The 24,800-nt window shown below is 37.9% G+C and carries 21 protein-coding genes and 1 pseudogene; 10 read left to right on the top strand and 12 right to left on the bottom strand.

Translation table 11 applies throughout. From position 1 onward, the window contains the following. Positions 1-56: 56 nt before the first annotated feature. The 7 genes and pseudogenes from FGD67_RS21270 to FGD67_RS21240 form a co-directional block, all read right to left on the bottom strand. On the bottom strand, positions 57-953 hold the full coding sequence (locus FGD67_RS21270) for a cation diffusion facilitator family transporter (RefSeq protein ID WP_257173011.1): 897 nt from the start codon (positions 951-953) through the stop codon (positions 57-59). 111 nt (positions 954-1,064) lie between these two features. Next, positions 1,065-4,307 (bottom strand): efflux RND transporter permease subunit, encoded by a 3,243-nt coding sequence (locus FGD67_RS21265; RefSeq protein WP_257173010.1) that lies wholly within the window; start codon positions 4,305-4,307, stop codon positions 1,065-1,067. A 38-nt stretch (positions 4,308-4,345) separates the two neighbouring features. After that, positions 4,346-5,758 carry an efflux RND transporter periplasmic adaptor subunit gene (locus FGD67_RS21260; protein ID WP_257173009.1) on the bottom strand — a complete coding sequence of 471 codons (1,413 nt, stop codon included), beginning with the start codon at positions 5,756-5,758 and terminating at the stop codon, positions 4,346-4,348. Positions 5,759-5,760: 2 nt separating this feature from the next. After that, on the bottom strand, positions 5,761-7,053 hold the full coding sequence (locus tag FGD67_RS21255) for a TolC family protein (RefSeq protein ID WP_257173008.1): 1,293 nt from the start codon (positions 7,051-7,053) through the stop codon (positions 5,761-5,763). 119 nt (positions 7,054-7,172) lie between these two features. Continuing rightward, a pseudogene (locus FGD67_RS21250) lies at positions 7,173-8,058 on the bottom strand (IS982 family transposase). 211 nt (positions 8,059-8,269) lie between these two features. Beyond that, the gene (locus tag FGD67_RS21245; protein WP_257173007.1) at positions 8,270-8,647 is read right to left on the bottom strand and encodes a hypothetical protein; all 378 of its coding nucleotides are present in this window, start codon (positions 8,645-8,647) and stop codon (positions 8,270-8,272) included. A 238-nt stretch (positions 8,648-8,885) separates the two neighbouring features. Continuing rightward, positions 8,886-9,329: a hypothetical protein gene (locus tag FGD67_RS21240; RefSeq protein WP_257173006.1), complete on the bottom strand. Its 444-nt coding sequence runs from the start codon at positions 9,327-9,329 to the stop codon at positions 8,886-8,888. Positions 9,330-9,605: 276 nt separating this feature from the next. Here FGD67_RS21240 and FGD67_RS21235 point away from each other — a divergent pair, with 276 nt between their 5' ends. After that, positions 9,606-10,439 (top strand): YkgB family protein, encoded by an 834-nt coding sequence (locus tag FGD67_RS21235; protein WP_257173005.1) that lies wholly within the window; start codon positions 9,606-9,608, stop codon positions 10,437-10,439. Positions 10,440-10,507: 68 nt separating this feature from the next. Here the strand turns inward: FGD67_RS21235 and FGD67_RS21230 are convergent, their stop codons facing one another. Then, positions 10,508-11,089 carry a TetR/AcrR family transcriptional regulator gene (locus FGD67_RS21230; protein WP_257173004.1) on the bottom strand — a complete coding sequence of 194 codons (582 nt, stop codon included), beginning with the start codon at positions 11,087-11,089 and terminating at the stop codon, positions 10,508-10,510. A gap of 131 nt (positions 11,090-11,220) precedes the next feature. On the opposite strand from FGD67_RS21230, the gene FGD67_RS21225 reads away from it, so the two are divergent. Further along, the gene (locus tag FGD67_RS21225) at positions 11,221-12,264 is read left to right on the top strand and encodes an alkene reductase (protein WP_373567892.1); all 1,044 of its coding nucleotides are present in this window, start codon (positions 11,221-11,223) and stop codon (positions 12,262-12,264) included. 74 nt (positions 12,265-12,338) lie between these two features. Here FGD67_RS21225 and FGD67_RS21220 read toward each other — a convergent pair whose 3' ends face one another. Then, positions 12,339-12,491 (bottom strand): hypothetical protein, encoded by a 153-nt coding sequence (locus tag FGD67_RS21220; RefSeq protein ID WP_257173002.1) that lies wholly within the window; start codon positions 12,489-12,491, stop codon positions 12,339-12,341. A 277-nt stretch (positions 12,492-12,768) separates the two neighbouring features. Between FGD67_RS21220 and FGD67_RS21215 the strand changes: the two genes are divergently transcribed. Then, complete coding sequence (locus tag FGD67_RS21215; protein WP_257173001.1) at positions 12,769-13,284, top strand: NUDIX hydrolase; 516 nt, start codon at positions 12,769-12,771, stop codon at positions 13,282-13,284. A gap of 25 nt (positions 13,285-13,309) precedes the next feature. On the opposite strand, the gene FGD67_RS21210 is transcribed toward FGD67_RS21215, so the two are convergent. Continuing rightward, positions 13,310-14,194, bottom strand: a complete 885-nt coding sequence (locus tag FGD67_RS21210; protein ID WP_257173000.1) for an IS982 family transposase — start codon at positions 14,192-14,194, stop codon at positions 13,310-13,312. Between the two features lie 197 nt (positions 14,195-14,391). Between FGD67_RS21210 and ggt the strand changes: the two genes are divergently transcribed. Further along, the gene (gene ggt, locus FGD67_RS21205; RefSeq protein ID WP_373567816.1) at positions 14,392-16,065 is read left to right on the top strand and encodes a gamma-glutamyltransferase; all 1,674 of its coding nucleotides are present in this window, start codon (positions 14,392-14,394) and stop codon (positions 16,063-16,065) included. Positions 16,066-16,321: 256 nt separating this feature from the next. Beyond that, a complete protein-coding gene (locus tag FGD67_RS21200) occupies positions 16,322-17,053 on the top strand; it encodes an EAL domain-containing protein (protein ID WP_257172999.1) in 732 nt (243 codons plus the stop codon). A gap of 102 nt (positions 17,054-17,155) precedes the next feature. On the opposite strand, the gene yeiP is transcribed toward FGD67_RS21200, so the two are convergent. Together yeiP and FGD67_RS21190 are read right to left on the bottom strand one after the other, a co-directional pair. Beyond that, positions 17,156-17,728 (bottom strand): elongation factor P-like protein YeiP, encoded by a 573-nt coding sequence (yeiP, locus tag FGD67_RS21195; protein WP_257172998.1) that lies wholly within the window; start codon positions 17,726-17,728, stop codon positions 17,156-17,158. A 222-nt stretch (positions 17,729-17,950) separates the two neighbouring features. Next, on the bottom strand, positions 17,951-18,868 hold the full coding sequence (locus FGD67_RS21190) for a M14 family metallocarboxypeptidase (RefSeq protein ID WP_257172997.1): 918 nt from the start codon (positions 18,866-18,868) through the stop codon (positions 17,951-17,953). A 498-nt stretch (positions 18,869-19,366) separates the two neighbouring features. Between FGD67_RS21190 and FGD67_RS21185 the strand changes: the two genes are divergently transcribed. The 5 genes from FGD67_RS21185 (at position 19,367) to FGD67_RS21165 (ending at position 24,763) form a co-directional block, all read left to right on the top strand. Then, positions 19,367-20,443, top strand: coding sequence for an OmpA family protein (locus FGD67_RS21185; protein ID WP_257172996.1), 1,077 nt, complete (start codon positions 19,367-19,369; stop codon positions 20,441-20,443). A 117-nt stretch (positions 20,444-20,560) separates the two neighbouring features. After that, positions 20,561-21,178, top strand: a complete 618-nt coding sequence (locus FGD67_RS21180) for a uracil-DNA glycosylase family protein (RefSeq protein WP_257172995.1) — start codon at positions 20,561-20,563, stop codon at positions 21,176-21,178. Between the two features lie 147 nt (positions 21,179-21,325). Beyond that, positions 21,326-22,504, top strand: coding sequence for a paraquat-inducible protein A (locus FGD67_RS21175; RefSeq protein WP_257172994.1), 1,179 nt, complete (start codon positions 21,326-21,328; stop codon positions 22,502-22,504). Beyond that, a complete protein-coding gene (gene pqiB / locus FGD67_RS21170; protein ID WP_257172993.1) occupies positions 22,497-24,155 on the top strand; it encodes an intermembrane transport protein PqiB in 1,659 nt (552 codons plus the stop codon). Before FGD67_RS21175 ends, pqiB begins: the two co-directional genes overlap by 8 nt. Then, entirely contained in the window at positions 24,152-24,763 is a 612-nt protein-coding gene (locus tag FGD67_RS21165; protein ID WP_257172992.1) for a membrane integrity-associated transporter subunit PqiC, read from the top strand. Before pqiB ends, FGD67_RS21165 begins: the two co-directional genes overlap by 4 nt. Positions 24,764-24,800: the final 37 nt, after the last annotated feature.

Genomic DNA, 24,800 nt, shown 5'->3' with positions numbered 1-24,800 from the left:
CTCTAGCGTATTTAACATAGTTAATAGTTACTGCTAATAAGCGAAGAGAAAGCAATTTAATAACAGCTAGCTTCGATACTAGTTCCTTGCGGGCTCACTTCAATGGTCGAATGTTTAATGGCATATTTTTTTTCTAACATGCCCTTAATTTCGGCTAAATTAACTTGCTCAGTATCAGCGGTAAGCTCCAGCTTACACTCTAAAAAAAATTTATGTTCATCGAGTTGCCAAACATGAATATCATACGCATTACTGATAAATAAATTTAATTCAATATCAGCTTTAATCTCATTGATATCACATGCTTCTGGCACGGCTTGCATCAATATTTTAATACTTTCAAGCGCAAGTAAGCCGCCATGATAAAGCACGTAAATAGAAATTAAAATGGTGGCAACAATATCAACAACATACCATTGATAAAGTATAATCAAGATACCGGCAACAATGACCGCAACAGACGCTAAGGCATCAGAAACATTATGAATAAAAGCAGCCCGTAAATTCATACTATCTTTAGCACCAGACATGTAGGTTAATACGGCTGTCACAATATCAATCACCAATGCAATCCCTGCAATATAAATCACTAACCAGCCATTAATTTCAGTCGGACTAAAGTATTTGCTTATGGCTTCATAAATAAGATAAAGGCCGACAATAATAAGCGTAATGCTGTTAATTAATGTCCCGATAATTTCTGCTCTTTGATAACCAAAGGTCATATTTTCATCAGCATTTTTTGCTGAAATTTTTCGAGCGAATATGGCAATAACAATCGCGCCTGCATCACTTAAATTATGCAAAGCATCAGCAATTAACGATAAACTCCCCGAAAGCACGCCGCCCACTATTTGTACAATCGTCAATAAAACATTAATAAAAACCGCTAATGTCAGTTTACCGTTAGCAGTATGAGAATGACCATAAGAATGGCGGTGAGAATGAGACATACTGACCTCTTAAATGATACTAACGCTTATATTAAAAATAAAGTCATAACATGAACCCAGCTTAACAAGCTCATGTTATAACAATAATTCTTTATCTTTAATCGGTAAAGTCTAGCGTTGTAAACTGGCTATTTTTGTTTTTGAAAACCAACTAAAAAGCACAGGTAAAACAAATAAAGTCAGCAAGGTTGCTGTCACTAAACCGCCAACAATAACGCTAGCTAATGGTCGTTGAATTTCAGCACCGACCCCATTTGACATTAGCATAGGAATTAAGCCCAACGCAGAGGTTATAGCCGTCATTAATACCGGACGCAGGCGTGAAGTGGCACCTTCAAAAACAGCGATTGGTGTTGCCAAACCATCTCGAATTCGCTGATTAATACTCTCCACCATCACCACGCCATTTAACACCGCAACACCAAATAAGGTAATAAAACCAACAGAGCTAGGCACTGACAAATACTGACCTGAAATGTATAACGAAAATACACCACCGATAATCGCTAAGGGCACATTAACCAGGATTAACATGGCTTGGCCTGTCGAGCCAAAGGCAAAATATAATAATAATGCAATTAACCCTAATGACACAGGTAAAACAATCGCTAAACGCGCTTGGGCTCGCTGCTGATTTTCAAATTGACCGCCAATAGCCACCGAGTAACCTGCAGGTAATGCAACATTCTCCTCAATAACAGCGCGGATGTCAGCAACCACACTGCCCATATCTCGGCCTTGTACATTAGCTTGAATGACCACACGACGTTGAACATCATCACGACGTACTTGCGGTGGCCCTGATTCTAGAGAAATATTAGCAATATCGCCTAAACGTACCCAAGCCCCCGTAGGTGACTGCAAGCGTAACTCCGCAATAGCATCACGACTATTTCGGCTTTTTTCTTGCAAACGCACATAAATATCATAACGTTCATTGCCATTAATGACTTGTCCTGCTGTGGTGCCACCAATACCATTTTTAACCACTGACATAACGTCGCTAACAGAAAATCCAAACCGAGACAATTGCTGCCTATTCGGTTTAATCACCAACTGCGCCTCGCCAATAATTTGCTCCATAGCGACATCACGAGCTCCGTCAACCGTTTTCATTACCGCCGCTATTTCTTGACCTTTTGCGGCAAGAACAGCTAAATCAGCACCAAAGAGTTTAATCGCTAACTGTGCTTTAACGCCTGAAAGCAGCTCATCAACTCGGGTAGCAATAGGTTGTGAGAAGTTCAGTAACAAGCCCGGAAATTGTTCTAATTCAATTTCCATCAAACGCTGTAATTCATAACGATCTTTGGCGCTGGTCCATTCACTAACCGGCTTTAAGCCAATATAAATTTCAATATTATTAACTGGCTCTGGATCACCACCGATTTCGGCACGCCCCATACGACTTAACGTATAGTCAACTTCAGGAAATTTCATTAGTTTCTTTTCTAAAATTGGTGCTACTTTTAAGGCCGTCTCTAAACTAGACGACGGCGCTAGTGTTGCCCTTAAGTTAATGGTGCCTTCTTCTAGCTCTGGCACAAACTCGGTGCCAATTTGTGGTACTAAAGCAATAGCACTGAGCAGTAATACCATAGATGACACTATCACCACTGTAGTATGTTGCATCGCTACAGCTAAGCTTTTGCGATACCAACGCTCTAGCGGGCGTAAAATTATACTCTGACGTTCCTGAATACCATTTTTGAACAGGTAAGTCGCCATTGCAGGTACAATAATTAAAGCAACAAAAATGGCCGATATAACCGCTAAAATAATACTAATCGCCATAGGTTGAAATAATTTAGCTTCAACCCCTTCAAAGCTGAATAACGGCATAAAGACCACCAAAATAATCGATGCAGCAAAAAATATCGGTCGCGCAACCTCTTTACCTGCCTGCTTTAACCGCAATGGCATACCATGACGGTCATGTGCAACATCATGAGGGTCGCTAGTTTTACATTCACCCAGCGCAAACGAGCGAGCATTTGAGCCTTCAGTACTTTCATTACGCGCTATTGCATCAGCTAGATGTGAATCATCAGGTCTATTCAGATGCTTAAACATATTTTCAACCATCACCACCGAGCCATCCACCAACATACCAATAGCAACGGCAATACCACCAAGTGACATCAAATTAGCTGATAAACCTAAATATGACATGATCATTAAAGTAATAGCGATTGAAATTGGAATTGAAATTAACACTAAGAATGTTGCACGTAAATTCATTAAAAATAATGCTAAAACAATAGCAATAAAGATAAATGCAAGAATAAGTGAGTCAACCACGGTACTAACCGCTTTAACAATTAAGTCTGATTGGTCATAAAAAGGCTCAAAGCGCACGCCTTTAGGTAACGCTTGCTCAATAAGAGGTAAGCGCGCGTTAATACCGTCAATAGTCGCCTTGGTATTCGCCCCCATACGTTTAAGTACAATGCCTGAGACCACTTCCCCTAAACTTTCACTTTCGCCGTTTTCTGTACGTCGAGTCATGGTTACCGCGCCTTGGCGAATTTCACTACCTAATTCAACAGTTGCAACATCAGCGACAGTAATAACCGTACCAGCAACTGTTTTCACTGGAACTTGCTGAATATCCCTCAGACCTGCTTCACCACCACTGAACCAACCCGTGCCACGAATCACTAATTGTTCTTGGCCTCGATTCATATACCAGCCGCCAACATTACTATTATTATTGTCTAATGCGCGCACAATATCGTCTTGCGTAAGCTCATAAGAAAGTAACTTACTGGGCTCAACATTGACTTGATATTGGCGAACATTACCGCCAAAAGACAAAACATCGGTCACACCATCAACAGGCATCACTAATAGTTTCACTATCCAGTCATTTAGACTACGCAGCGCCATAGCATCATAGCCAGCATCTTTATCGGCAATAAGTAGATATTGAAATACTTGTCCTAAACCCGAAGTATTTGGCCCCATTTCTGGTGTCCCGACCCCTATGGGGATCAATTCTTTAGCTGCCTGTAAGCGCTCAAAAACTAATTGTCGGGCAAAGTAAATATCTGTGCCCTCTTTAAAAACAACCGTAACGCCAGACAAACCCGTTTTTGAAATTGAACGCACTTGTTCAACATCCGGCATAGCGTACATTACCGCTTCAATGGGATAGGTAATAAGTTGCTCGACTTCTTCGGCTGCTAAACCTGGTGCTTCAGTATTCACGGCTACCTGCACGTTAGTAACATCAGGAAAAGCATCCAGATTTAGTTGCGGAATGATAAACACCGAAGCTATCAAGGTCGCTATTAACATCAACATCACCAACAAGCGATTATTGACCGAAAAGTCGATCATTTTATTAAACATAATATTCTGCTCCTTTTTTATTCGCTATTGATAAATGTTTAGTGGCCATGAGGGTCAAACCCAGCTTTTGCTATTTCTGAAGCGACAAAAAACGCTCCGCTTGTAACAATACGCGTTTGGGGAGCAATTCCTGTAATTTCACGATAACGCCCTAACGAACGACCTAGCTCGACTTCAACAGCAGTGAACTCGCCAGGATGATCTTCAACAAAGACGGTCCAATCACCATCACTTGAGCGCATCAATGCAGATTCAGGTACCGCGATAACTTTTTCAACGGTTTTAAAACTAAAACTGACATTAACAAACATACCGGGATGCAAACGGTCATCGATATTTTTTACCGATAAACGTACGATACGCGTGCGTGTTTTAGGATCTATGGTGTGGGCTTCTTGAATAACCGTTGCAACAAATGATTGCTCTGCCATATCAACAATCGCTTGTGTGCCTTTAGGTAAATTCAGCTGTTTGTTTGGCGATACACGTGCTTCAACCCATAACTCACTCTCATCGGCTAACACCATAATGGCATCACCTGCAGAAACACGTTGACCTTGAGAGAAATCATCACTAAGTACCGCACCTGCGCGCTGTGCAATTAAGGTGTATTGACCCAGCTCACCTAAATCAGTGCTTGCAGCGGTATCTTTTATCACTTGTGCAATAGCATTTTCAGTCAAGCCAAAGGCTTTCAAACGACTATAAGCTGAAATGTAATCAGTTTGAGAGCTCAATAAACGGCTTTCACTGACGGTTGCTTTACCCAATTTCTTATTTCGTTGCCAGTCATTATAAGCAACACGATAAGTCGCTTGCGCTTCAGCAACAGACTCACTAAATAAAGTCACCAAGGCATCGCCTTTTTCAACATGCTGCCCTAAGGTGGCATGGCGAGAAATAACCACTGATTCAGTACGTGGTGAAACGATATAACTTTTATATCCATTGGCTTTAATTTCGCCTGGCGCATAAACATTTTCAGTAAATACCTGAGCAGAAATTGCGCTAACGCTAATACCGGCAATTGCCATTTTTTCAGGGCTAAAACTGCTCCCTTGCTCATGAGCTTCACTACCGCTACCATTAACGGGTATAACATTTTGCGCAGAGTTTTCTGCACTATGTTGATGTGACTCTTCATCTGCCTCATTGTTATGTTTACTATCTAAGGTATCTATTTGATGCTCTGCGCCAATAACTTGGTTATTTTTTTGCTGTGCTGATATTGATGATGTTTTCTTGATTGCCTTACTTTCATCATGTTTATGGCCAACATAAGACTCAGCTACTGCGCTTTCAAATGCAGCAGCGGATGCACTCAGCACTGTACTTAATAAGATACTCGCACTTAAGGTAATGATTAAAACAGTTTCAAAGCTGATTTTTAATGTCAACTGCTCAACATCTAAGGTGTTAATCTTGGTTATATTTTCAATACGTCTTTTCATGTTCATTGAGTCCTAAAATTTTTTGCTGGAGGCGAGATAAAGTCAATAAGTTGCCCTGATTGTGTCAGCGCATCGATAAGGGCCAATTGATAAGCCTCTTGCATATCAATACCGGCTAACTTTCCATCCGATATTTGTTGTATTGACATTAAGTAGTCGTTGGTATTAATTTCACCACTACGCCATAACTTTGCGATAAGCATATCTGACGAAGTTTGTTCATCAGCCATCAGCTGCTGCCAGCTTTCAAACCTTTTTTTGTACTCACGCACCGTGCTGATTGAAGCTTTAAGCTGATATTTTTTCGCCTGCAGCAATGCTTTAAGCTCTGACTCTATCGCGAGCGCCGATTGACTTGCAGCTCTTGCCTCATTGCTATAATCGTTACGAATATTTAAAGGAATAGAAACATTTAAACCCACCGTACTTTCACCTGCAGATTTACCCGCACTAACACCAAAAGTAGGCTCAGCTTTAGTATCTAAATTAACTAATCGAGCATTTTGTTTGGCAATTTGCCTGCGAGCATGTTGTGCTAAAACTAAGGGATGTCTTTGAACACTATCTAAGGGGAATACAGTAGGTAAACTTTGCCAAAACTGATCAGGAATACTTATTTCTTGGTCATTTAAGCTCGGTATAAACTGCTGCGCCATTATTTTTATCTGCTCAAATTCTGCGACCAATTTAGCGGTATCACTGTACTTCTGCCCAAGTGAATATAAAGCTAACTGGCTATCAAGCGGTCCCAAGTCACCTACAGCTTGGCGCTCTTTTACTTGTGCAATCAATATATATATACCTTGCTCTTGTGCTAAAGCCAGCTCACTACGTTTTGCAGAACTCGCGTATTGCACAAGTGCCTTTAACGTTTCAGCTATGATTGATTGCCATTTAGCCCGATAAGACTGCAATGCTGACTTTACTTGAAAGTCAGCAGTTTTAGCCCGAACGTTAGCCTTATCCCACCAATCAAATGTTTGATTAATCGCAAGACTATAATTGGTAAAGTCACCCTCTTTTTCGACACTACTGGCTAATTCAGGATTATAAAGTGCTTGTCTAAGCCCGTTGGCTTGTGAATATTTACTTGCCATTATCTGTCGTTGAGCCACTAACGTTGGGTGTTGTGATATCTGTGCTATTAACGTTTTACGCCAATGCTGACCTTGCGCTAATATGTTTCTATTCATTGAAATACTAGGTAAAGCAGAAGCTTGCTCTGCAAAAGTTACATTTGAAGAACCGCTAAAAATTACAGCCATAGCGAGGCTGCTGATATTAAACTTACTCATTTTAATACTCTTAATTTTATTTTTTAAGATCGTAAATCGAGCAACTCAGTTTGTTCTTTGTCGGCAGCGGTTAAATTTATAACCATACTTTCTCGCAGGTTAATTAACCTCAGATCGGGTTAAGCCCTAACCATAGCATTCTTCTCTACGTCACTAATATTAAGGGTTGGCTTATTTTCTTTAAGGCAATAAGCCACTAAACCTGCCAGTAAATTCAACATAAAACTATTAGGGCTACGATGACGCGAATGCTCTATTTGAGATATATTCTTCAATTGATCATTTATCGTTTCAATAATAAACCGTCTAGATAACATTGCTCTATCCCATAACGACATAGCTTTGGCTTTCATATTACGGCGCACGGTTGTTATCAAATCAACTCCTTTTTCCTTCAAACCAACTGTTAATTTTTTTGCTTATATAGCCTTTATCTGCATATAACTTCCCTTTTAAGTTTTTAGCTAAGGCTAATACGGGCTTTGTGTCGTGAACATTGCCAGTAGTTAATTTAGCCTCAACTATTTCACCTCTAAAGTTAGTGACTAAATGTAGTTTGAACCCATAAAACCAACCCATTGTTCCTTTGCCCCGTTCGGCTATACCGTCAAATGTTTTATGTCTAGGAATTCTTAAGTTATGGCATACTTTTATGCTTGTAGAGTCAATAAACTCAATACCTGTAGACTCACCTTTAAGTATTGAAAAGTAGCTAGAAAGTGGAACGACCGCTTTAGGCATCACTTCTAAAAATCGAGTGTAGCTCAATAAGCTAGGGAAATGTGAACGATAAAACTTAGCAATATAACCTTTATAATAATTTTTAAAGTCGCGATGATTTGATGTATGAAAAGCAATTAATATAGTGATTATCTCACTCATAGCCATACGGCATGGACGATTTCGCTTGATACTTCCATCAGCAATTAATTGTTTCTCCCATTGTGGGATAAATACGCGACAAAAATCATCGACATCACAGAATATTTCAACTAGTTTATTCATGCCCGTTCCTTATTATCTTTCTGTTTTTTCTTGGTCGAAAGATCGGATCGTGGAACGGGCACTTAGTTCAATTTAATTAATTCTTATCCCGAGCTGAGGTTAATTAACATGGTAGTCAACGTAGCGATTCATAGCGCGGAAAAACGCACATACAAATCATATCGAGACAAACTAATATCTTGATTTACAATAGGTATAAATTAACGGTAAGTTAAACTATTGGGGGGCGATGTTCGGGTGATATTAAAAATGAAAATAACGCAGTTTTACCAGCGATGACATTGTCGTTGCCTTTGTATAACTGACTTGATGCTTCGCTACAGGCAATATAAACACCTGATAGTGCGTGGCAATGGCAGCAATGATGACAATCAAACTTTTCTTGTCCATCATTATCAACACTCGTTTGATTATAAGCCGTATTTAATGTGCCTTCAGGATGGGATTTATGTGAAGCATCCAAACTACGGTGGGATAATATTTGCTTAGAATTCGTTTTTTGATGAAGACTATGAGCATCAAAGGCAGCAGCAATCGTTTGACTAGCAAACAATAATAACAACATTATGATTAATATGCGATTAAACACAGCTATAGCTCTCTTAAAAACGAAGTAATAGTTTAAGTTAATTACTCGCTGGCTTCAACCACACTAAATTTCGTACTTAATAGACCTATTGAGCTAAGCAGTAAATTTACCTTGTTAACAACAAATAAACGTACCGATAAAAATCAAAAAAAATACAAACAATTATGAGTTTTCGTTTTGTGTTTTTATAAAAACTGTCGATGCTATTACTGTACAGTTCTTAACAATTAAGCGCTATTTAAGCTAATTTATTGTGAACTTCATCAATGTATTCATTTAACCATAGCTGTGCATCAGCTTCATTGTCAAAATACTGAATATTTTGTTGAGCTTTTGATTTTACCAATGTCCGCTCGATAGCAATAAGCGCCGGAGAAGTAAATATTAAGGCCTTGGCAACCATATTGGTATTATTGAGCCAAGCATTAAAGTTATCTGACTCTGCAAATACTTCAGGGGTACCACCATCAAACGCCAGCAAATTCATCATAATCGTAAATGGCGCTTGTTCATAAGCCAGCACGCAATTTTTCAATTCAACCACGACTGCTTTTGCGCCTATATCATTAAAAGCGCCGCGTAAGACCAATTTAATAATGCTGCCATTAACTTCAATATCGAACTCACCATGCATTGCGTGCAATTTTATTTTCCAAGCAAAATTAAATATGAATTTCATCATTGCATTGAGCCAAACTATTTTCAATAAATTTAATTTAATATCGAGCTTATTTTTTTTAACTTATGATCAAGAACAACTGGCTACTTTGATTAAATTAGCATTTTTACTCATAGGCCATTAAGACAACCGGTTAAATTTGTAACAAGCACAGAAACAAAGTTTCTAAGTATTTTTCATGATTGAAATATTTTCAACACTAACGAGGTCTTTCGCTAAGTTATAGCAAGCTCGCATTATTCAAATTCGCAATTTACTTTACATAGAAAAGATATTTAAATGAAAAAATTACACTTTACAGCCCTGTTAACTTTACTCGCAATATCGCTAGGATTATTAGGCTGCAGTATTTTATTAATGGGTCATCACCGTCAAATTGCTTTAGCAACTGACTTTTTCGCTATCAGCAACTTGCTACCAGATGTTGTATTCAATCAACTCGCTGGTTTAGCTTTTATAGCGGCAGCAGCACTCTCAGTACTAGCAATCAAGCATATTGAATTAAGAGCAAAACTTGGCGCTCTCATTATTGGCATAAGCATCATTGCATTATTACCACTTTTAGGTAGCAGTATGTGGATTGAATCTTTAGGCGGATTTCCAGCTATTGGCTCAGGTCAAGGGGTAATTAAATATTTTGCCTTACTCTCGATCGGCATCTTTCTGACTAAACCTTACTTGAAAAGTCATAAAGCCATTTGGTTAAATGCTTTTCCTGTGGTATTGGTATTGCTGTGGATAGGTGGTATGAAGTTTACCTTACTTGAAGCGAAAGGCATTGAAGGTTTAGTGAGTAGTTCGCCTTTAATGGCATGGATGTATAGTTTTTGGGACATTCAAACCACATCAAACCTTATCGGTGTATACGATATGCTAGCGCTATCACTAGTAATATTAGCCATTTTTCAGCAAAAATTATTAATACCTGCTGTGCTCATGTCAGGTGCAGTGTTCGCAGTAACGCAAACCTTTTTCTTAAGTTTCTCAGGGGCATTATCAAGCGAAACATTGCTGACAACTACCGGGCACTTCCTGATTAAAGATTTATGGTTTATTGCCAATTTGCTTATTTTTACCACGTTAATTCGCAACAAATCAGCAAACTTAGCTTAGCATTCACAAACGCTCATTGTCGCCAACAGCTTTAAAAGTTGTTGTCGATATCGAGTATCTACAATAGCTTACTGACACAAATCACTAAAAAGTTGCTCTGCCAACTCATGCATTATTTCTGCTTCAGGATGAGTTTGCGCATAGGTGCGTAATCCATAAATCCCCATGATAAAAAATCGGGATAATTTTTCTGCCGAACGTTTTCCCGTTAATTCACCAGCCGTAATCGCTTGTCTAAATACCTCTGCGACTGACGATTGCCAATCAGCTAAATTTTCAATCAAAATACCCTGAACTTCATCATCTTGCTCTGCTAATTCATTTAACGCTTTAGTTAATAAACACGCTTGTGCTGCCTCACAGCTCAGACATTCTTGCACAATATGATCAAGGTATTTTTTCAATGCTATCAATACTGTACCTTGGCCAGCAAAAAAATATTCAAATTCAGTTGCTCGATCGGCACGATACTGACCTAGTGCTGCTAATAACAAGCCCCGTTTGTTTTCAAAAGCACAATATATAGAGCCTGGATGCAAGCCCGTAGCCGCTTTTAAATCTTGCATACTGGTTTTTGCATAGCCTTTGTCCATAAAAGCAATCATAGCGGCTCTAAGCACGGCTTCTTTGTCAAATTCAGCATTTCTCATGGTTCAATCGCCTTACACTACTGTATCAATGATGGCAGTGTACCCTTATTTGAATGTTTGTTCAAAATAATACTTGAACGCGCATTCAAATAAGGGTATCTTGAATGAATATTCAAGAAAGAGATATTGTCATGACTGAGAACCTATTCCAACCTTATGCCCTTAACGACACAATTACGCTAAACAATCGTATATTAATGGCGCCATTAACACGTTGTATGGCAGATGAAAATTTAGTACCAACTGAAGCGATGGCGCAATATTATGCGCGCAGAGCTGACGCGGGTTTGATTATTTCTGAGGCAGTTATTATTCGCCCTGATGGTCAAGGCTATCCAAACACTCCGGGGTTATTCAGCCCAGCGCAAATTAAAGGTTGGCAGCAAGTTACCAGTCAAGTACACCAAAATGGTGGCAAAATATTTGCCCAGCTTTGGCATACAGGTCGTGTAGCACATCCACACTTCTTTGCTCAAGGCGATGTGCTTGCGCCATCAGCAATCGCAGTTGAAGGCAGTGTACCTAGAATGCGTGAACTAACTTATCAAGTGCCAAAAGCAGTGACACAAGCAGATATCGACGGTCTAGTTAATGACTATGCACAAGCTGCAGAAAATGCTATTGCAGCTGGCTTTGATGGGGTAGAAATTCATGGTGCTAATGGCTACCTTATCGATCAATTTTTACATTATGGTAGCAATCAACGTAAAGATGAATACGGGATTAGCGCAGAAAACATGTCACGCTTCCCGCTAGCCGTTGTTGATGCAATTATTGCACGTATCGGAAATGAAAGAACCGCATTAAGAGTATCGCCAGCGGCCTACTTTAATATGCCGACAGACGCAAAAGATCGCACGGTATTCGATTATTTACTACCAGAACTCGAAAAAAGATCTTTAGCCTTCTTACACATAGGTATATTCGATGATGCGATGGAGTTCGATTACTTAGATGGTAAAGCTTCTAGCTATGTGAGAGCAAACTATAACAAGACCTTGGTTGGTGTAGGGAGTTACACTGCTGAAACTGCTAGTAAAGCAATTGCAGATGAACGTTTTGATTTAATTGCCATAGGACGCCCTTTTATTGCCAATCCAGATTACGTTGAAAAAATTCGCCAAGGTCAGGAAACCACGGCTTATTCAGAAGAGATGTTAACTAGCCTAGTATAATATTCTTCACACTATCGCAAGAAAAAAGGCCGATATAAATTTTATATCGGCCTTTTTAAATAATCATTATGGTTTTATTCGTAAGAGCGCTCTAACCAAGCAATTTGCATTTTTAAGTCGGCAATTTCATCATAAGCATCCGTTAATTGCTGCTCAATTGTTTTTGCCATATCCATAGCAATATCACTAGATTCAATTGCTTTTACAGTTTCTTCGTGAGACATCATGCTCTCCTATTCACGTTACACAACGGTATTATTACACATTAACTTTCATTTTACATGAAAAGCTGCAACTTAAATTTCATAACGAAAGTTAGCAATAGAAAACAGAAGGAAAACGAAACCAAAACAAAAGTTGAACCAGAGGTAAATATGAAAAATAGTAATTAAAATAAACCTGTCACTATTTTTGTCTGATTTGATTGATGCAACATCGAGTTTACTATTGATTTAACTATTCGCTATCCCCATAAACAACAAACATTTAACAATAAAATTTCCTATGCGCTTATTAAAATCTACTCAAGTTATCGATCTTCATCCTAATATTAACAACCGTTTTACCCGTAAAGCAACACGCGCTATTGTCATGAAAGGTGATGAGATTCTATTACTTTTTACCGCACGCTATCATGACTATAGTCTGCCTGGCGGCGGCATCGATGAAGGTGAAGATAATATAACCGGCTTAATTCGGGAATTACGTGAGGAAACCGGCGCCCATAACGTCACCAACATTCAAGAGTTTGGTTACTATGAAGAATACCGTAATTGGTATAAAACAGAGTTCGATATTGTTCACATGCTGTCTTATTGTTATACCTGCGATATTGACGCTGAATTACTAGCCCCAAAATTTGAAGCTCATGAATTACAAAATGGTATGCAACCTCTTTGGCTGAACATCCATGAAGCTATCAAGCACAATGAAGAGGTTATTAAAAATAGTAACAAAAAAGGCTTATCAATTGAGCGGGAAACTTTCTTACTTAAACGCATTGTTGCAGAGTTACTGTAATTCTATTAAGTAACCTCAGATCGGGTTAAGCCCTAACCATAGCATTCTTCTCTACGTCACTAATATTAAGGGTTGGCTTATTTTCTTTAAGGCAATAAGCCACTAAACCTGCCAGTAAATTCAACATAAAACTATTAGGGCTACGATGACGCGAATGCTCTATTTGAGATATATTCTTCAATTGATCATTTATCGTTTCAATAATAAACCGTCTAGATAACATTGCTCTATCCCATAACGACATAGCTTTGGCTTTCATATTACGGCGCACGGTTGTTATCAAATCAACTCCTTTTTCCTTCAAACCAACTGTTAATTTTTTGCTTATATAGCCTTTATCTGCATATAACTTCCCTTTTAAGTTTTTAGCTAAGGCTAATACGGGCTTTGTGTCGTGAACATTGCCAGTAGTTAATTTAGCCTCAACTATTTCACCTCTAAAGTTAGTGACTAAATGTAGTTTGAACCCATAAAACCAACCCATTGTTCCTTTGCCCCGTTCGGCTATACCGTCAAATGTTTTATGTCTAGGAATTCTTAAGTTATGGCATACTTTTATGCTTGTAGAGTCAATAAACTCAATACCTGTAGACTCACCTTTAAGTATTGAAAAGTAGCTAGAAAGTGGAACGACCGCTTTAGGCATCACTTCTAAAAATCGAGTGTAGCTCAATAAGCTAGGGAAATGTGAACGATAAAACTTAGTAATATAACCTTTATAATAATTTTTAAAGTCGCGATGATTTGATGTATGAAAAGCAATTAATATAGTGATTATCTCACTCATAGCCATACGGCATGGACGATTTCGCTTGATACTTCCATCAGCAATTAATTGTTTCTCCCATTGTGGGATAAATACGCGACAAAAATCATCGACATCACAGAATATTTCAACTAGTTTATTCATGCCCGTTCCTTATTATCTTTCTGTTTTTTCTTGGTCGAAAGATCGGATCGTGGAACGGGCACTTAGTTCAATTTAATTAATTCTTATCCCGAGCTGAGGTTAAGTAATTATTTTCTTATTTATGCATGACTGTATATACATTTGTTGTCAACACGGTAATCTGTTAACCAATAAAAAATGTCGCGATGTAAATTAGCATGATAAAAAAACTATTCTTCTTAATCACTTTATTAACTTATTCATTATTTTTCACTACTGCACTTGCGATGCCAACAGCATCACAAGCTGCTGTGGCCATGCCTGACAGTTTTAGCGCTGATGTTTCAGCGCAAATATTAGCCCAAGGTGGCAATGCCATTGATGCTGCTATCGCTGCGCAATTTGTCTTAGCTGTTACCCTACCTGAAGCAGGTAATATTGGCGGCGGTGGCTTTATGGTGATTTATAAAGATAATGTTGCCGATTTTCTTGATTATCGTGAAGTGGCACCAGCAAAAGCACATCGTAATATGTATTTAGATGAAAACGGTGATGTTATTCCTTTTCAGTCTTTATATGGCGTTTTATCATCCGGTGTACCGGGGACAGTAGATGGTATGTGGCAAGCGCATAAAAAGTATGGTTCACTACCTTGGAAAACTCTCGTTATGCCTGCAATAGCATTAGCTAAAGATGGCTTTGTTGTTCATGAAAATTTAGCCGAAAATATTAAATGGCGAATAGACAGCTTTAAAGAAGACGGCATACGCGTTAACTTTTCCAAACATTTTGCCCAGGCCAAAGCCGGTACTGTATTCAAACAAGCCAACCTAGCAAAAACCTTACTGCGCATTGCTGAACAAGGCCGTAATGGCTTTTATCAAGGGGAAACCGCAAAAATAATCACTGATTTTATGACTAAACACGGCGGTATTATTGGTGATCAAGATTTAAAAAATTACCGAGCAACATGGCGTAAGCCACTTGAAAAATCTTGGCGTGGTCATCGAGTGCTAACCGCACCACCACCAAGTTCGGGTGGTATTGCAATTTTACAATGGCTAAACATGTACGATTTATTGGCCGATCAAAAAGCACCATTGAAGCATAACTCGGCTGCTTATATACATCGTTTAGCAGAAATAGGTAAGCGTGTATTTGCTGATCGCGCAGAATACTTAGGCGACCCTGATTTTTTTGACGTTCCTCAAGAAAGATTACTAGCCGATAGTTATTTAAAAACTCGTATTGCAGGTATTTCTCCTGATCGTATTTCTGTTACTAAAACCATTAAGCCTGGATTGAAAGAAAGTCCAGATACGACACATTTTTCAATTATTGATAAGTGGGGTAATGCCGTATCAAACACCACAACCATTAATTACACTTTTGGCAGCGGTGTTATTGTTGATGGCGCTGGCTTTATTCTCAATGATGAAATGGATGATTTTAGTGTTAAGGCAGGCGTCGCCAATGTTTATGGTGCTGTCGGCGGCGAAGCGAATGCGATTCAAGCCAATAAACGTATGCTGTCATCTATGACACCGACGATACTTTTAAAAGATGATAAGGTGAAGTTAGTCACTGGCTCTCCTGGTGGCACCACTATTATCAGCTCTGTTTATCAGTCTATTCTAAATGTGATTGAGTTTAATATGACCGCCGAACAAGCGGTAAATGCGCCAAGGTTTCATCATCAATTATTACCAAAAGATGTTATCGAACATTATCCTGGTATTGCTAAACAAGAAAAATCTGCGCTTGAAAAAATGGGTTATACACTTAACGAGAAAAAATTTGGTTTTGTCCAGCTACTCATAAACAACCAGCAAACACTCGACGCAGCGGCAGAATCTGGCGGTCGAGGAAAATCACTCATTATCAAGGAATAGCACAAGCCAACATAGTATATAAATAGCCAGTTAATCACTGGCTATTTAACATCTCAAAAATTTTAGCGGCTGTTGCAAGAATTTAATCGAGGTCTTTAAACTACTTTTAGAGAAATTTTATTTAATTTTCATCGGTTTTATTAAATAATATCAATAAATTACTGCCAATCACGATTTACATGATAATAATTCTCATTTAAAATATGCTTTTATATTAAATGAGGATATACAAATAAGCTCTTTATTTGTCTCTGCCATGAATAATACCCAAGTCTCCCCACTAAGTTTAATAGAATTAATTGAGTCACAACGTTATGGTGTTGAGTATCAACCTATTGTTGATTTAAAATCTAAAGATATTATCGCTTATGAGTGTTTAGCAAGATTCTCCGATAAAACTAACCATAATATTGCACCTGACATTATTTACGCTGCACTACATGACAGTCCTCTGACGTTGTTCCAAGTTGAGTATCAACAAAAATTGCTGCAATTAGATTACGCGCCAACTCAAAGCGATATTTTTGTCAATTTAGATCAAGATTCATACTTTTCTACCGGTGAAGATAGCGAAAAAAACCCTTTCCTAACTTTATTCAAAAGCTATAAAAATGCCAATATAGTCGTTGAGTTGATAGAGAATTCAGAAATTAATGACGCGATAAAAAGTTTAGCGATGATAGATACTTTAGCCAAAAGTAATATCAGTACAGCAATTGACGATGTTTGTAATCCGCTTTCGATGGTATCAACTGCTGTTATTCAGTTGGTTGATTATATTAAGCTCGATAAACATGTAGTAGCTGAAAAACACAATAATCAGTTTATGCTGCTTGTAGAAGCGCTGATTAATTACGCTCATAGCGCGGGTAAAAAAGTTATTCTTGAAGGCGTAGAAACTGAAAGTGATCAGATTTTTGCGCGCAAAATTAATGTGGATTATGTACAAGGTTTTCTATTTAAAAAATGGTTTCATTATTATAAATAACCTAACTTGCCATAAATAATTTCAGCGAATAATAAGAGCTGGGATAAAAAAAACCAGTGCTTAAAGCACTGGTTTAGTATTCGATACACAGGCAGTTAATACTTACTTATCAGCGCGCCCCATAAATTTACGATCTTCGGTGTTAACTTTAATTTTATCGCCGGTTGAAACATGCTCAGGTACTTGAACTGTTAAACCTGTAGATAAAATAGCTGGCTTAGTACGAGCGGTAGCAGAGCCACCTTTAATCGATGGGTCTGTTTCTGTGATCACAAGTTCAACACTTGACGGTAAATCAATAGCAACAGGTACGCCATCAACAATAATCACTAAGAGACCTTGAGTATCTTCAGTAATGAATAACGCTTCGTCTTCAATTGACGATTTGTTTAAGTTATATGGTGTGTAGTCTTCATTATCCATGAAAACGTATTCTTCGCCGTCAATATAAGAAAACATCGCTGGACGACGTGTTAAGTCGGCAAAGTTAAGCATGTCTTCAGCTTTAAAGGTTTCATCAACTTTACCGCCAGTTACTACATCGTACATACGCATTCTGTATAAACTACCACCGGCACGACCTTGAGGTACTGAACGCTCAATATCTCTAACAATCATCACTTTACCGTTATATTCTATCGCGGCATTCTTTTTTATATCACTTGCTTTTGGCATGAAAAATCATCCTCAATTATTTAATGCAGGAAAAATAACATGTATCACTGATTATGCAAGGAAATATATCGATATTTTGAGCTATATGCCGTGTAAATTCATTGATAATACTCATTTAATCCCGACAAGGATTAATGATTAATGTCATTGCCAATCACGGCAAGTGACATGCGATTTATAAAGGTATAAGTCGCATGCTTTCAGCAAATAAATCCAACCGGTTTATATGGCGATTAAATAATCTAGTGCCCCAGTGATCACAGCCACCTGGGCAATAACACAGCTTTCATCACTAGCACGCGGGCTGTCAGGATAAACTTCTGTTGTTGTAACATAGGGTGCATCGGTTAAGCCCATACATAGACCTAGTTTACGCGCTGCATAGTTAATCACCCCAAACTGCGCTAAAGGTACACCGATTAATTTATTTTCATCATCTGCCGGTGCAATATGCGTGCATTTTTCAACTGACTCAATAATAGCTTTTTGAAACATAGCTTCAGGCTTAGTGCTGTCACCAACGAGATAAAAACCATCCGGTATATTCCAACTTTTTTGTTCAATAGCATCCCTAGCAGCAAGTGCAGGTCTAAATTCACTATTATCACTATCTGTAGTTTCATGCAGATCAATATGAGCAAGAAACTCCATGCCAAGCGCTTTTACATATTGCATAACAGCAGTTGACTCTTGCGCTAGGCTATTTTCATGAAATGAGCGATTAGGGTCAATAGTTAATGGATTCCAACGATTAATCGTTTCGTAGCCCCATGGACTAATACAAGGAAGCACAATAAAGTTAAATTTACCTTGATACTGCTCTGCAGCAACTTTTAAAAAACGTATTGCACCTTGCACACCACTGGTTTCATAGCCATGTACGCCACCGGTAATTAAAATAACCGGTTTATCGTCTAACCAATTAGCCGTTTTTAAAGCATATAAAGGATAATTTTCGGCATCGTAAAGTAAATTACCGTATTGTTCGATAATAAAGTTAGCACTTAATTCATCTAATTTTGTGACAACTTGCTCAAAGTAACTACGCTTTTTCTGCTGTTGTTGAAACCACGTTTCCTTATCACCATCAGTCCATTTCTTACCTAGAGTGCCGATAGCGTAGGCTGCTTCTGTGTTCATATGACTTCCTAATAATGCCGTTCTGATCAAGTGACTGTTCACTTAACAATAATTTAAAAATATAAAAATGTTACTGAAAACGCCAACATTATCACCATATTCTGACAAGTTGATGTATCCCCATAGAGTTTACTGGCTCTCAAGACACGACTAAAGCATTGTTTAATAAATTATTTAATCACTTATATACTCTATGCTTATAAATTGCATTATAGCTTGAGAAAATAGCAATCGAACATAACTAAAAAGTTTAATCTAGCGTTAGCCATTTAACAAACTAAACTAGCGCTGTAAGGTTATAAAACAAACACGATAAATTTACTATAAGCTAAATGGAAAATTGACAACTGTTACTTGTAGTTATAAATCATGTTAATATCCTATATAACTAATTTGTAGTGTTAATTTCCATATATATGCTGCAATCACTATAGATATGCAATAAAATGATCATAGTGAAACATTTCATTAACAATTTAAATCAAAAGGAATTTTATTGTGCGTTTACAAAAAACATCAGCTTTATTAATTTCAAGTTTACTCTGTGCATTGAGTGCTAACGCACAAGAACAACCTAAAGCGGAAGAGCTTGTTGGCAAATATTATCTCGGTATTCACGGTATGCGAATGAATACTGATGACGATAGATTAGCGCCAAACGATGTTGACTTCATCAAGCACGCTAACGGTATTGGTGCTGAGTTTGGTTATCGTTTAAGTGAATTTTCAGAATTAAGAGTTTCTTATACTGACCTTAACTTAACCAGAACAGGCTGGGCTCCGTCGACACCATCTGGCAAGAATATAGCGGCAAATTATTTATACTTCCCTAATAAACAAAACTTTTATGTTATGGCTGGTGCCAGTGCTTTAGATGTTATTGATAGTGAAATGTCAGCTAATGTTGGTGCCGGTTATCGTCATTACCTTAGTGAGCGTAGTGCTATTTATTTTGAAGGTAACGGACATTACCAATTTGATAACAAGTACACTGATTTAAGCGCGCAAATAGGTTTTGTTTACTTTTTTGGTGATAGTGCTAAAAAAGTTGTACGTTCTGCACCAGTTGAGCCGACAGCAGTGGTCCCTGTTGCTATTCAACCTATTGATAGTGATAACGACGGTGTTGTTGATAGTAAAGATCAATGTAAAGCTACCCCAGAGACAAATAAAGTTGATGTAGACGGTTGTACTATTTTTACTGAAGAAAATGACGCTTTACATTTACACGTTAAGTTTGATAACTCCAAAGCTATCGTTAAAGCTGAGTACTTAGATAACATAAAATCAGCAGCTGACTTTTTAAAGCAATACCCACATACTTCATTAACAATTAAAGGTCATACATCGAGCGTAGGGCCTGCGGCATTTAATAAAAAGCTTTCTCAACAACGTGCTGATGCCATTGTTGATGTCTTAGTGAATACATTTGATATCAAGTCATCACGTTTAACCGCAGTAGGTATGGGTGAAGAAGAATTGCTAAGCCCTGCTAACACTGCACAAGCGCATGAAGCAAACAGACGTATCGAAGCCAAAGTTAGTGTAGATAAAAAAGTAGCGATTAAACGCTAATAACTTTTAAAAACTGCATTTAGCAATATAAAGCGCTGTTATCATTAATTGATCTCAGCGCTTTTTTAGCTTAAATTGCCCCTCATTTTACTTAAAAACTAACAAAAGGTTAGTTCATTGTCTGATATATTTATTAAATTACTCAATGATGTACGTCAATGCAAACTGTGCCAAAATGATTTACCGCTTGGCGTCAATCCTGTATTGCAAATATCACCATCAGCTAAAGTACTTATTGCAGGCCAAGCACCGGGACTAAAAGTACATCAATCAGGCATACCTTTTGATGATAAAAGTGGCGAAAGACTCAGAGCCTGGTTAGGTGTTAATGCTACAAGGTTTTATAACAATAATTTTTTTGCCATCTTGCCAATGGCATTTTGTTACCCCGGGAAAGGTAAATCTGGTGACTTAGCACCTCGACCTGAGTGCGCAGGACAATGGCGAGAAAAAATCTTGCAACAATTATCGCAAGTAGAGTTAATCATCGCTATTGGCGCTTACGCACAAGATTGGCATTTGACAGAAAATAAAAAAAACACCTTAACTGAAACGGTTAAAAATTGGCAACAATATTATCTTAATTATACGCCGGCAATTATACCTATCCCTCACCCTAGCCCGCGTAATAATATCTGGTTAAAGAGAAACCCTTGGTTCGAAAAAGATCTTGTACCAACCTTACAAGCGCATATCAAAAAACTGGGCGATCAGCATGACAAACTTTCTCCTTAACCAGCTTATTCGATAGCTTACGAGTGTAAAATAAGAGATAAATAGCTTTGAAATAAAACTTTTAAGTCAATTGTCATTAAATATATGCTAATTTAAAATACCCTCGTTAACCTAAGTTGAGAGCGGCATTTAAAATGCCAAAAAAATTTGCCAAACAACGAAACATACTCACTTGAAATTCAGTGCCACGAATGTGCGCTGACAGTCAAATTACCAGATTTACTAGAAAATCAAAAAGCACAATGCCCGCGTTGTGGCTATATCTTGAGTACAATTCATCGAAATGCTAATGAAAGAATTATTGCCTTTGCTATTACCGCATTAATATTTTTATTAGCGTCTTTACCTTTTAATTTTCTGTCATTTAGTAGCAACGGATTAGAAAATCACTTCGCCGTTACCTCCAGTTTTTTGGTATTAATCGACAATAATTATCATCTATTAGCACTGATAGAATTACTGACTATTTTTGCTATTCCAAGCGTGGTGTTGTTATCGGTTATTTATTTGTTAATTCCCCTGAACAAAGGCCTATACCCTAAATATGGTCGTCGGGTATTAGATATCGTTTTTAAGTTGTTACCTTGGAGTATGGTAGAAATTTTCCTGATAGGAGCATTGGTCAGTTTGATAAAAATCATTTCAATGGCTGATATTGAACTAGGTTTATCTTTTTATGCTTTCATTTTATTTACATTATCGATGACACTCGTGGTATTACATATTGATAAACGTCAGCTGTACCAGTTATTAGCTCAAGTTGAAACAACACATAATATTGAAATTCAACAAAGTCAGCATAAAATTGCCCAAGTAGACCCAGTATCACAAGCACTCAGTGTACAAAAAACCTGGGCTTTACTCATCACAGCAATTATTTTGTATATACCCGCCAATGCTTATCCGATCATGACAACGCACCTGTTAGGTAAAGATGATCCTAGTACGATTATCGGCGGCGTTATTTTGCTATGGCATTTAGGCTCTTATCCAATCGCTATCATTATCTTTATAGCGAGTGTTATTGTACCTGTAGCAAAAATACTGGTATTAGTTTGGTTAAATTATAGTGTTCAAAAACAAAGTGATAGATTAAGCTTAAAAAGAGTAAAATGGTATCGAATGGCTGAGTTTGTTGGTCGTTGGTCTATGATAGATGTTTTCGTTGTTATTATTCTTGCTAGCTTGATCCAGCTTGGACCTGCTATGAGTATAACACCAGGTGTCGCGACACTAGCATTTTCAGGTGTTGTAGTTGTTACTATGCTAGCCACAATGAGTTTTGAACCTCAGTTAATTTGGAAAAATACAAAAAACTATGAATGATACACAAACGCCCAACGCAACAATAAAACCGATAAAAACCGTCTCAACCATTTGGTTTGTTCCCCTTATCGCTGTTTTTATTGGCTGCTGGATGCTTTATTATCAATGGAGTAATGAAGGTTCAGAAATCACTATCAACTTTTCTACCGCCGAAGGCATGGAGGCGGGTAAAACCAAAATCAAGTCTCGAAATGTTGATATTGGTGAGGTCAGTCAAATAGAGCTAAACGACAGTGGTGATGGTGTTATTGTCACCGCAAAAATAAAAAATAACGCGACAAAGTTCCTCGTTTCTGACAGTTTATTTTGGGTGGTTTCTCCACAAATATCGCATACCGGTGTATCAGGTCTGAGTACTTTAATATCAGGAGTTTATATTGAAATATCACCGGGTAAAAGCCATAACGAGAGCGAACAATTTGACGCGATAGACTCTCCACCTTTAACCCCTAGCGGCACACCGGGCTTGCACATAACACTTAACAGTAATGATCAATTCGCCTATAAAAAGGGAGATCCAATAATTTATAAAGGCTTAACCGTTGGTCAATTCGAAGATATTTATTTTAATTTTGAAGAACGAGTGGTTTACTATAATGCTTTTATCAATGCTCCTTATCATCAACTGATCACCAGCAACACCAAATTTTGGGATGTTAGTGGTTTGCAATTCGATTTAAATGCCGATGGCATCTCGGTTAAAACCGGAAACTTTGAAACGATGTTAACCAATGGGGTTACCTTTGGCGTACCTAAAGGTATGGATATTGGGGATAAAATTGGCGAACGCTCATATTATGATATTTACGAAAGTTATGATGCTGCCAATGATGAAAGATATCGCAGGTCTATCGGATTTGTTGTTCTCGTCAGTGACTCTATTAGAGGCCTTTCTGTTGGTGCCCCTGTCGAGTATCGTGGTGTACAAATAGGCAAAGTACAATCGACCAATATAGCATTAACAAGAAATGAAAATAAACTCACAAAAGCAGATTTTAAAATTCCAGTGCTGATCAGTCTACAGCCTGGTCGTATCGGCCTGCCTGATAACGAAGAAGGTGAAAATTTAATGATGAAACAAAATATTTACTGGATTGAGCATGGTTTAAAAGCCGTACTACGCACCGGTAATATTTTAACCGGTAGTTTATACGTCGATTTACAACACAACAACGACCAAGCAATCAGTAGTATTGAACAATATGGTGAATACCCTATTATTCCAACCAGTAGCGATGATTTTGCTCAAATCACCGCCAAAGCTGAACAGTTTATGGATAATTTAAATAACATCCCGCTAACTAACTTAAGTAATAATGCTAACCAGTTGATGTCAGATGTCGCTCAAACAGCTAAAGAATTACAAAGCGTTGGTCAAAGCCTTAATGAACTACTCAGTCAAGTTGAGCAACAGCAAATCAGTAGCGAACTTAGTAAAGCATTGAAAGGTATTAATAGCTTAACGAAAGATTTATCATCGGGCTCTCGGGGATATGAAGACTTACGCACAACTTTGAACACCCTAACGGCAACAATGAATGAATTAAAACCGTTACTCAATCAATTAAAGCATAAGCCTAATAGCTTAATTTTTAATAACGGTGAAACGTCTGAGCCTATGCCAAAAAAACTTAATGGAGCAACACAATGAAACAGGCTTTAATCATCTTTAGTTTGTCAATTATGCTGATGACAGCTTGTAGCAGCAATAACACACCGAAAACACAATATTATTTACTTAATAGTCCTACACTTACCAAAGCAAGTGAAAGTGAAAATAAAAATACCAACAAGCCTGTAATTGTGATCAACTTATTGGAATTACCTGAGTATTTAAAGCAAGCAAGCTTAGTATTACAACTTTCCGAACACCAATTACACTATGCTTATTTTCATATGTGGGCTGAGCCACTACAAACTAGTATCACTGAAGGTTTAATTGACGACTTAAACACTATCGATAGCCGTTATAATTATATGGCTATGCAAAATCCACAACAGATAAAAGCAACAACTGAAGTTATTGTTAAAATCACGGCATTTCATACTACTCATCAATCACAGGCCATCCTCACCGGCAGCTATTGGCTACAGCATGAAGGCAATAAACAAGCAAAAAACTATCATTTTACATTAACGACAGCTTTAACCTCTGATGGTTACCCGCACGCGGTCGAGAAAATGCGAAAAATAATGACTCAACTCGCCGAGATAATAAGCAAAAATATTGCCATTAACTCTCCACCGACAGTTAATTAGCTAAGTTATAAAAATACCTCTTATAAAAATCGTTACA

Source organism: Colwellia sp. M166, assembly GCF_024585285.1.
GTDB lineage: Bacteria > Pseudomonadota > Gammaproteobacteria > Enterobacterales > Alteromonadaceae > Cognaticolwellia.
The sequence above is the reverse complement of the archived record's forward strand: the minus strand, read 5'-3'. Positions and strand labels throughout refer to the sequence as shown.